General features: G+C 71.0%; 8 protein-coding genes. 3 read left to right on the top strand and 5 right to left on the bottom strand.

The window, feature by feature from the left end; all coding sequences use genetic code 11:
- Positions 1–77: 77 nt before the first annotated feature.
- Together ABD207_RS29160 and ABD207_RS29155 are read right to left on the bottom strand one after the other, a co-directional pair.
- Entirely contained in the window at positions 78–416 is a 339-nt protein-coding gene (locus ABD207_RS29160; protein ID WP_344002855.1) for a P-II family nitrogen regulator, read from the bottom strand.
- Positions 413–1,690, bottom strand: a complete 1,278-nt coding sequence (locus tag ABD207_RS29155; RefSeq protein ID WP_344016236.1) for an ammonium transporter — start codon at positions 1,688–1,690, stop codon at positions 413–415. Before ABD207_RS29155 ends, ABD207_RS29160 begins: the two co-directional genes overlap by 4 nt.
- 355 nt (positions 1,691–2,045) lie before the next feature.
- Between ABD207_RS29155 and ftsY the strand changes: the two genes are divergently transcribed.
- On the top strand, positions 2,046–3,251 hold the full coding sequence (ftsY, locus tag ABD207_RS29150; RefSeq protein ID WP_344016234.1) for a signal recognition particle-docking protein FtsY: 1,206 nt from the start codon (positions 2,046–2,048) through the stop codon (positions 3,249–3,251).
- A 134-nt stretch (positions 3,252–3,385) separates the two neighbouring features.
- On the opposite strand, the gene ABD207_RS29145 is transcribed toward ftsY, so the two are convergent.
- Complete coding sequence (locus ABD207_RS29145) at positions 3,386–4,051, bottom strand: bifunctional DNA primase/polymerase (protein WP_344016232.1); 666 nt, start codon at positions 4,049–4,051, stop codon at positions 3,386–3,388.
- Positions 4,052–4,497: 446 nt separating this feature from the next.
- Here ABD207_RS29145 and nsdA point away from each other — a divergent pair, with 446 nt between their 5' ends.
- Positions 4,498–5,994, top strand: coding sequence for a transcriptional repressor NsdA (gene nsdA, locus ABD207_RS29140; protein WP_344016230.1), 1,497 nt, complete (start codon positions 4,498–4,500; stop codon positions 5,992–5,994).
- Between the two features lie 195 nt (positions 5,995–6,189).
- Positions 6,190–7,161, top strand: a complete 972-nt coding sequence (locus ABD207_RS29135) for an LLM class flavin-dependent oxidoreductase (RefSeq protein WP_344016228.1) — start codon at positions 6,190–6,192, stop codon at positions 7,159–7,161.
- 135 nt (positions 7,162–7,296) lie between these two features.
- On the opposite strand, the gene ABD207_RS29130 is transcribed toward ABD207_RS29135, so the two are convergent.
- Both ABD207_RS29130 and ABD207_RS29125 read right to left on the bottom strand, forming a co-directional pair.
- Complete coding sequence (locus tag ABD207_RS29130) at positions 7,297–8,715, bottom strand: sugar porter family MFS transporter (RefSeq protein ID WP_344016226.1); 1,419 nt, start codon at positions 8,713–8,715, stop codon at positions 7,297–7,299.
- A 162-nt stretch (positions 8,716–8,877) separates the two neighbouring features.
- The coding region (locus ABD207_RS29125; RefSeq protein WP_344016225.1) for an AAA family ATPase at positions 8,878–9,991 on the bottom strand (1,114 nt) is incomplete at its 5' end.

The raw sequence follows: 9,991 nt of genomic DNA, 5'->3' as shown, positions 1-9,991 counted from the left end.
GTAGCCGCCGGGTCCCGAGTCCTGTGTCTGGTTCGTCACGTTCGTACCCGCCACCCGGCGACTCCCGTCCTCGTGTGTCAGAGCGCGTCGGGGCCGCGCTCGCCGGTCCGGACCCGTACGGCCGTCTCGACCGGGACGGACCAGACCTTGCCGTCACCGATCTTTCCGGTGCGGGCCGCCTTGACGATCACCTCGATGAGCTGTTCGGCGTCGTCGTCCTCGACCAGCACCTCGATGCGGATCTTGGGCACCAGGTCGACGGTGTATTCGGCGCCCCGGTAGACCTCGGTGTGGCCGCGCTGGCGGCCGTAGCCGCTGGCCTCGGTGACGGTCAGACCGTGTACGCCGAAGGCCTGCAGGGCCTCCTTGATCTCGTCGAGCCGGTGCGGCTTCACGACGGCGGTGATGAGCTTCATGCGTCCACCTTCTTGGACTCGGCCGGGGCGACGGGGGCGGTGGCGGCGGTGCGGGCGCTGCCGCCGCCGGCACCGCTGAAGTCGTATGCGGTCTCGGCGTGCGCTGCCTGGTCGAGACCGGCGACCTCGTCGTCCTCGCTCGCCCGGAACCCGATGGTCTTCTGGATCAGGAAGGCGAGGACGAACGTCACCACGAAGGTGTAGCCCATGACGGAGACGGCACCGATGGCCTGCGAGACGAACTGGTCCCAGCCGCCGACCCCGTCGATGGCGAGGAAGCCGACCATCAGGGTGCCGATCACGCCGCCCACGAAGTGGACGCCGACGACGTCGAGCGAGTCGTCGTAGCCCAGCTTGTACTTGAGGCTGACGGCCCAGGAGCAGACCGCGCCGGCGACGACACCGATGAGCAGCGCGCCCAGCACGTTGACGTTGCCGCCCGCGGGGGTGATGGCGACCAGACCGGCGATGGCTCCGGAGCAGGCGCCGAGCGTGGTGAAGGCACCGTGGCGGATCCGCTCGTAGATGAGCCAGCCGAGCACCGCGGCGCCGGTGGCGACCTGCGTGTTCAGCGCCATGCTCGCCGCCGTGCCGTCGGCCGCGAGCTCGGAGCCCGCGTTGAAGCCGAACCAGCCGAACCACAGCAGTGCGGTGCCGAGCAGGACCAGCGGCAGGTTGTGCGGACGCATGGGGTCCTTCTTGAACCCGATCCGCTTGCCGACCACGAGGACCGCCGCCAGGGCGCCGATACCGGCGTTGATGTGGACCGCGGTACCGCCCGCGAAGTCGATGATCGCCGGGTCCAGCTCGGCGAGCCAGCCGCCGCCCCACACCCAGTGGGCGACCGGGAAGTAGACGCCCGTGACCCACAGAGCGATGAAAACCACCCACGAGCCGAACTTCACCCGGTCGGCGAGCGCACCGCTCATCAGGGCGGGGGTGAGGACGGCGAACAGCATCTGGAACAGCACGAAGGCGAAGACCGGGATGTCCCGGCCGGCGAAGTTCTCCATCACGCTGTCGCCGGTGATGCCGTCCAGGCCGAGCAGGTCGAGGTTGCCTACAAAGCCGCCGACGTCACCGCTGAACGCGAGCGAATATCCGTAGAGCACCCACAGGACGCTGACGACGCCCAGCGAGACGAAGGACATCATGAGCATGTTCAGCGTGCTCTTGGTGCGGACCATGCCCCCGTAGAAGAGGGCGAGGCCCGGCGTCATCAGCATGACCAGCGCGGCGCTGATCAGGACAAATGCGGTATCTCCAACATTCAAGGCCTGAGACTCCTTCTGGCGGAACGGCCCTGTGCGGATGCCTGGGGGCGGTGGGCCGGCTGTGCTCAGGAGATTGGCTCAGGCCGGTTTCACCCAGCGCGCAGAGATGTTTCCGCGATGTGACGAACGCCGTGACCGCGTTACGGCGAGGTGAAACCAGCTTCTGCGCGCGGCCCCGAGGACGCGGCCCGGGTCGGCCATTGGGGCTGTCCGATTCACGACCACGGGTGCGGGACCGTTCCGTTGGCCCCCGGAGCGCGTCCGGGTGGGGCCCGGGCAGGCAGGTGACCCCGGCGAGGGGGGCCGCGCGTGCACCGGCGGGCCCATCGGGGGGCCGGTCCATACTGGACGCGTTATGGACATCGTCATCCTTGCTGTAGTCATCGCCGTGGTCGTGCTCGGCGCGCTCGGCGGGCTCATCGTCGGCAGTCGGCGCAAGAAGAAGCTGCCTCCGCCGCCGCCCGCCACGCCCGACATCACCGCCCCTCCCGCCGAGCCGCATGTCGGCGACGAGGCCGAGACGCCGCGGGAGGAACCGCGGCGCACCATCGAGGAGGTTGATCTTCCGGACGTCGGCGGCGCTCCCGTCACCGTCGAGGAGCCGCCCGCCCCCGAGGCTCCGCCCATCGAGATCCCGGAGCCCACCGCCGGCCGGCTGGTCCGGCTGCGCGCCCGGCTCTCCCGTTCGCAGAACGCCCTCGGCAAGGGCCTGCTCACCCTGCTGTCCCGCGAGCACCTCGACGAGGACACCTGGGAGGAGATCGAGGACACCCTGCTCACCGCCGACGTCGGTGTGCAGCCGACGCAGGAGCTGGTCGAGCGGTTGCGGGAGCGGGTCAAGGTGCTGGGCACCCGCACTCCCGAGGAGCTGCGCGGCCTGCTGCGCGAGGAGCTGATCAAGCTGGTCGGTCCCGACATGGACCGCACCGTGCACACCGAGAACGAGGCCGGCGGCCCCGGCATCGTGATGGTCGTCGGCGTCAACGGCACCGGCAAGACCACCACCACCGGCAAGCTCGCCCGTGTCCTGGTGGCCGACGGCAACACCGTGGTCCTCGGCGCCGCCGACACCTTCCGCGCGGCCGCGGCCGACCAGCTGCAGACCTGGGGCGAGCGGGTGGGTGCCCACACCGTGCGCGGTCCCGAGGGCGGCGACCCGGCCTCCGTGGCGTTCGACGCGGTCAAGGAGGGCATCGAGATGTCCGCCGACGCCGTGCTCATCGACACCGCCGGCCGGCTGCACACCAAGACGGGCCTCATGGACGAGCTCGGCAAGGTCAAGCGGGTCGTGGAGAAGCACGCCCCGCTGGACGAGGTGCTGCTGGTGCTGGACGCCACCACCGGTCAGAACGGTCTGGTGCAGGCCCGGGTCTTCGCCGAGGTCGTCGACATCACCGGCATCGTGCTGACCAAGCTGGACGGCACCGCCAAGGGCGGCATCGTGATCTCGGTCCAGCGCGAGCTGGGCGTCCCGGTCAAGCTGGTCGGCCTCGGCGAGGGCGCCGACGACCTGGCCCCGTTCGAGCCGGAGGCCTTCGTGGACGCGCTCCTCGGGGACTGAGTCCTCCGAGGGCGGACTCCCGCCGAGCCCCACGGCCAACTCACAGCGAAGGAAGCGCCCGCTCCCGGATCTCCGGGACGGGCGCTTCGCTGTGCAACCGTGCCAAGAACGGCGCCGCTGCGGCAGGGGGCGTGCTACGCCCGCGACCGGTGGGCCACGTAGGCGAGGGTGCCCAGGAGGAGGCGGGCCTGCGGGGGGCGGGTGGCGGAGTCGAGGGCGGGCGGGCGCAGCCAGCGGACCGGGCCGAATCCGCCGCGGTCGGAGGGCGGGGCCGTGATGTACGAACCCAGGCCGAGGCCGCGCAGGTCGAGGGCGGCCGGGGCGTCCCAGCCCATGCGGTACAGCAGCTCGGGCAGCGCGTCGGCGGCGCCGGGGGCGACGAGGAACTGGGCGCGTCCGTCCGGGGTGGCGGCGACCGGTCCGACCGGCAGTCCCATGCGCTCCAGCCGGGCCAGGGCGTGCCGCCCGGCGGACTCCGCCACCTCCAGGACGTCGAAGGCCCGGCCGGCCGGAAGCATCAGCGAGGCCCCGGGGAACTCGGCCCACACGGCGGTCACCTCGTCCAGCGTCGCCCCGGCGGGGATCACCGGCGCGAAGTCCAGCGGATGCGCACCCGGTGCCCGGCAGTCCGTCCGGCCGCAGGAGCAGACCCCGGCGGTGGCGCGGGCGCCCGGCACCACGTCCCAGCCCCACAGCCCGGTGTACTCCGCCGCTGCGGTGCCGTCCGAGGGACGGCTCCGGCGGCGCGAGCCGGACCGGATGTCGCGGATGCCCCGACTGATGCCGATCGTGAAGCCCATACCCCCTCCAACGGGTCCGACACACCGGTGGTTACGCAGCGGACAGAGAATGTGACTCTCCGTTCGCGACTTCCCCGCGCCGCTCGGTTCAGTCGGCGCCTCGACGCGCCAGGGGTGGTGAGCCGGAGGCCGCGCGCCCCCGCTTGCGTCCCTGCATCCACTCCTGACTGTCCTATGTCAAGTGAATCGCGCGCCGGAGACCTTGAGTTCATACAAAGGGGTGGCGAATGGTGGCGATTACGCATTCGCCATGGCTGGACGGGTGATCGTGAGATTACGTTGAGTGCACGGCTTCTCGGGGCACATGCACTCGTGGGTATGCCGGAGGCAACTCGGGTTTCCGTTCGAAGGGTGACAACCGCCGGACGGGCGGCCCCGACAACCGGCATTCTGATAGGGCTTGGCGCACTCGGCGGCAAGTGGTCTTCAGGGATGGGGGCGTTCCAGTGAGCGGCAACGGCGGTGGCGGAGCGAGCGCTGCGAGTGCGGAGAAACGCCCGAACGAGCTTCTCACCTCGTGGTTCGTCCGCAGCGGCTGGTCCAAGGGCGAGCTCGCCCGTCAGGTCAACCGCAGAGCACGCCAGTTGGGCGCCAACCACATCTCCACCGACACCTCCCGCGTGCGCCGCTGGCTGGACGGGGAGAACCCGCGCGAGCCGATCCCCAGGATCCTGTCGGAGCTGTTCTCCGAGCGCTTCGGCGTGGTCGTCTCCGTGGAGGACCTGGGCCTGCGCAACACGCGCCCCTCACCCTCCGCGACCGGCGTGGACCTGCCGTGGACGGGCCCGCAGACCGTGGCCCTGCTCAGCGAGTTCTCGCGCAGCGACCTGATGCTGGCGCGGCGCGGCTTCCTCGGGAGCTCGCTCGCCCTCTCCGCGGGCCCGTCCCTCATCGAGCCCATGCAGCGCTGGCTCGTCCCCACGCCGTCCGCCCCGCAGCAGCACTCCGAGCCGGAGCCGGCCTCCTCCTCCGGCCGCGGGCGGGGACGGCTGTCCAAGCCGGAGCTGGACCTGCTGGAGACGACCACGGTGATGTTCCGGCAGTGGGACGCCCAGTGCGGCGGCGGTCTGCGCCGCAAGGCGGTCGTCGGCCAGCTGCACGAGGTGACCGACCTGCTCCAGGAGCCCCAGCCGGAGGCCACCACCCGCCGCCTGTTCAAGGTCGCCGCGGAACTGGCCGAGCTGGCCGGCTGGATGTCGTACGACGTGGGGCTGCAGCCCACCGCGCAGAAGTACTTCGTGCTCGCCCTGCACGCCGCCAAGGAGGCGGGCGACCGGCCGCTCGGCTCCTACATCCTGTCCAGCATGAGCCGCCAGATGATCCACCTCGGCCGCCCCGAGGACGCCCTGGAGCTCATCCATCTCGCCCAGTACGGCAGCCGCGACTGCGCCAGCCCGCGCACCCAGTCGATGCTGTATGCGATGGAGGCCCGCGCCTACGCCAACATGGGCCAGCCCGGCCGCTGCAAGCGCGCGGTGCGCATGGCCGAGGACACCTTCGCCGAGGCCGACGAGTGGGACGAGCCGGACCCCGACTGGATCAAGTTCTTCTCCGAGGCCGAGCTCTACGGGGAGAACTCCCATTCCTTCCGCGACCTCGCCTATGTGGCGGGCCGCAGCCCCACCTACGCCTCGCTGGCCGAGCCGCTGATGCAGCGGGCCGTGGAGCTGTTCGCCCGGGAGTCCGGCGAGCACCAGCGCAGCTACGCCCTCAACCTGATCGGCATGGCCACCGTGCATCTGCTGCAGCGCGAGCCGGAGCAGAGCGCGTCTCTGGCCACCGAGGCCATCAAGGCCGCCAAGAAGGTGCGTTCGGAACGCGTCAACACCCGCATCCGTAAGACCGTGGACAACGCGGTCCGCGATTTCGGGGGCGTCGCCGAGGTCGTCGACCTCACGGAACGGCTCGCGGCCGAGCTGCCCGAGACCGCCGAGGCCGTCTGAGGCCACCCGGAGCACTCGCCAGACCCCGGCCGCGGCCGGCCCTCCCGAACTGCCCGACTCGGCTCCCCCATGCCAGTCATTCGGAAGGCCGGCCGCGGTCGGCCGCCCCTGCTCGCCGGCACCCTGGCGATCTGACGGTACGTCAGCTACGGTTCGCTCCGTCACCGGCTCGGCGGCGGAGGGGGGACGAAGGGCATGCCCGTCACGGTCGTACGGTTCAATCTGGTCGCCCCCGGCGCGTCCCCGGCCGAGCTCTCCGCCCGCTACCGGGCCGCCCTGGAGATGGCGGTGTACGCGGACGACCGCGGGATCACCACGGTGCAGACGGAGGAGCACCACGGGGTGCCCGACAACTGGCTGCCCGCGCCCTTCGCCTTCGCGGGCGCCGTGCTCGGCGCGACGCGGCGCCTGACCGTCACCGTCTCCGCGATGATCGGCCCGCTGTACGACCCGCTGCGGCTGGCCGAGGAGATCGCGGTGCTGGATCTGCTCAGCGGCGGCCGGCTGGTCACCGTGGCCGGGATCGGCTACCGCCCGGAGGAGTACGAGCGCGCCGGGGTGGACTTCGCCGAGCGCGGCAGGCTCCAGGACCGGCTGCTGGACACGTTGCTGAAGGCCTGGACCGGAGAGGAGTTCACCTACCGCGGCCGCACGGTGCGCGTCACGCCGCGCCCGTACTCGGAGCCGCATCCCCCGCTGCTGGTGGGCGGCTCGTCACGGGCCGCCGCCCGCCGCGCCGCCCGGTTCGGGCTGCCGTTCTTCCCCAGCGCGCATCTGCCGGAGCTGGAGGCGTACTACAAGGCGAGGCTCGCGGAGTACGGCACCAGCGGCTGGATGATGATGCCGTCCGCCGCGACGTCGCTGCTGCATCTCGCGGAGGACCCCGAGCAGGCATGGGCGCGCCACGGGAGGCACTTCCTGCACGAGGCGCGGACCTACGCCTCCTGGCAGCCGGCCGGGGCCCGCTCGGCGGTGCGATCGGCCGCGGCGACGGTGGAGGAACTGCGCGCGGAGGGTGTGTACCGGATCGTCACGCCCGAGGAGTGTTTGGCACTGGAGCGCGGGACCTGTGTGCTGCATCCGCTGGCGGGCGGGATGCCGGTGGACGAGGGGTGGCGGAGCCTGCAGCTGTTCGCCGAGCGGGTCCTGCCACGGCTGGGGGAATGACCCCATGTCTGACCAGTGGCCCTGCGGACAGGGCACCGCCCCGGCGGGCGGACCCGGCCGGGGCGGTGGTGGGGGGTGCGAGGAGTGGGGGCAGCGGGGACTGGAGCCCTCCTCCTCGGGTCGTGCGGCGGGCCGTCAGCCCATCTCCTCCAGCGCCTTGCCCTTGGTCTCCTTGACGAACTTCAGGACGAACGGGATGGAGAGCGCGGCGAACGCCGTGTAGATCACGTAGGTGACGGACAGGTTCCAGTCGGCCAGCGACGGGAAGCTCGCGGTGATGGCCCAGTTGGCGATCCACTGCGCGGCGGCGGCGACGCCGAGCGCGGCGGCGCGGATCCGGTTGGGGAACATCTCGCCGAGCATGACCCAGACGACCACGCCCCACGACAGGGCGAAGAAGAGCACGAACACATGGGCGGCGATCAGGGCGATCCAGCCCTGGGTCTCCGGGAGCTTGCCGCCGACCAGGTCGAAGGAGAACGCCCAGGCCTCCAGGGCGAGGCCGATCACCATGCCGACGGAGCCGATGATCGCCAGCGGCCTGCGGCCGATCCGGTCCACGAAGATCATCGCGATCACGGTGCCGACGATGTTGATGATCGACGTGGTGAACGAGTAGAAGAACGAGTCCGTCGGGTCGACGCCGACCGACTGCCACAGCGTCGAGGAGTAGTAGAACGCGACGTTGATGCCGACGAACTGCTGGAAGACCGACAGGCCGATACCGACCCAGACGATCGGCTTGAAGAAGAAGCTGCCGCCGAGCAGGTCCTTGAAGCTGGACTTCTCCTCGCGGCGCATGCCGGTCTCGATCTCGGTGACGCGGGCGTCGAGGTCGATCTCGGTGCCCTCGACCTCGGCGAGGATCTCCCGGGCGCGCTCGCGCTTGCCGACGGAGATCAGGTAGCGGGGCGACTCGGGGATGGCGAAGGAGAGCAGGCCGTACAGGACGGCCGGGATCACCATGACGCCGAGCATCAGCTGCCAGGCCTCCAGGCCGAGCAGCTCACCGCGCTGGTCGCCGTCGGCGGCGTTCAGGATGCCCCAGTTGACCAGCTGGGAGACGGCGATGCCGACGACGATCGCGGCCTGCTGGAAGGAGCCGAGACGGCCGCGGTAGGCGGGCGGGGCGACCTCGGCGATGTAGGCGGGGCCGATGACGGAGGCCATGCCGATGGCGAAGCCGCCGACCACGCGCCAGAAGGCGAGGTCGTAGAGCGTGAAGGGCAGGGCGGAGCCGACGGCGCTGACCGTGAACAGCACGGCGGCGATCTGCATGCACCGGATGCGGCCGATGCGGTCGGCTGTCCGCCCGGCGGTCGCCGCGCCGACGGCGCAGCCGATCAGGGCGATGGCGATGACCTGGGCGAGGGCGGCGGAGCCGATGTCGTACCGGTCCCGGACGGCCTCGACCGCACCGTTGATCACGGAGCTGTCGTAGCCGAAGAGGAAGCCGCCCATGGCAGCCGCCGCCGCGATGAAGATGACGTGCCCGAGGTGATCGGGCTGAGCCTGGGCGGCGCCTGTCGCCCGGGTCTGCGCTGTGCTGGTCACGGGTCCACCTGACTGCCTGAATGTAAAAGCAACGTTGCAGAGACTATGCGTTCAACTTTTGAAGTCAATACCGCAGCGGGAGGCGGAAATGTGAGCAAGAAGACAGGCGGATGATGGCACTCCGCTAAGGATGTGTTCGGAACTTGAAGATCCTGCGCCGTTCTAGCGCAGGCGCTGGCTGATGACCTTGGAGACGCCGTCGCCCTGCATGGAGACGCCGTAGAGCGCGTCGGCGACCTCCATGGTGCGCTTCTGGTGCGTGATCACGATCAGCTGCGAGGTCTCCTGCAGCTCCTGCATGATCCGGATCAGCCGCTGCAGGTTGGTGTCGTCGAGCGCCGCCTCGACCTCGTCCATGACGTAGAACGGGCTGGGGCGCGCCTTGAAGATCGACACCAGCAGGGCGACGGCGGTCAGCGACCGCTCGCCGCCGGAGAGCAGGCTGAGCCGCTTGACCTTCTTGCCCGGCGGACGCGCCTCCACGTCCACGCCCGTGGTGAGCATGTTGTCGGGGTCGGTCAGCACCAGGCGCCCCTCACCGCCCGGGAAGAGCCGGGAGAACACCCCTTCGAACTCCCGCGCGGTGTCCCGGAAGGCCTCGGTGAAGACCTGCTCGACGCGTTCGTCGACCTCCTTGACCACCTGGAGCAGGTCCGCGCGGGTCTTCTTCAGGTCCTCCAGCTGCTCGCTGAGGAACTGATGCCGTTCCTCCAGCGCCGCGAACTCCTCCAGGGCGAGCGGGTTCACCTTGCCGAGCTGCTGATAGGCACGCTCGGCCGCCTTCAGGCGCTTCTCCTGCTCGGCCCGGACGAACGGGCGGGGCTGGTTGCGCGGGTGCTCCGGGTCCTCCGGCAGCTGCTCCCCCTCGGCGGGGGGCGAGGGCGGCACCAGCTGATGCGGGCCGTACTCCTCGACCAGCACGGCCGGTTCGACACCCAGTTCCTCCAGCGCCTTGGTCTCCAGCTGTTCGATCCGCAGCCGCTTCTCGGCGCCGAGTACCTCCCCGCGGTGCACGGAATCCGTCAACTTGTCGAGTTCCGCCTTGAGATCGCGCCCCTCGGTCCGGGCGCGGGCGAGTTCCTGCTCACGCTGGGCCTTGGCGGCCTCGGCTGCGGCCCGCTCCTCCTCGGCGCGGGCGAGGGAGACCTCCACGTGCGCCAGGAGCTGCCGGGCGCCGGAGGCGACCGCCTCGGCCACCGCGGCCTCGTGGCGCAGCCGGGCCCGGCGCTGCTCGGCCCGGGCGCGCGCCTCGCGCTCCGCGCGGGCGGCCCGGTCG

Origin of the sequence: Streptomyces thermospinosisporus (assembly GCF_039526425.1) — a bacterium.
Classification (GTDB): Bacteria; Actinomycetota; Actinomycetes; order Streptomycetales; family Streptomycetaceae; genus Streptomyces; species Streptomyces thermocarboxydovorans.
Note: the sequence above shows the minus strand (reverse complement) of the source record. Positions and strands in the feature narration are given on the sequence as shown.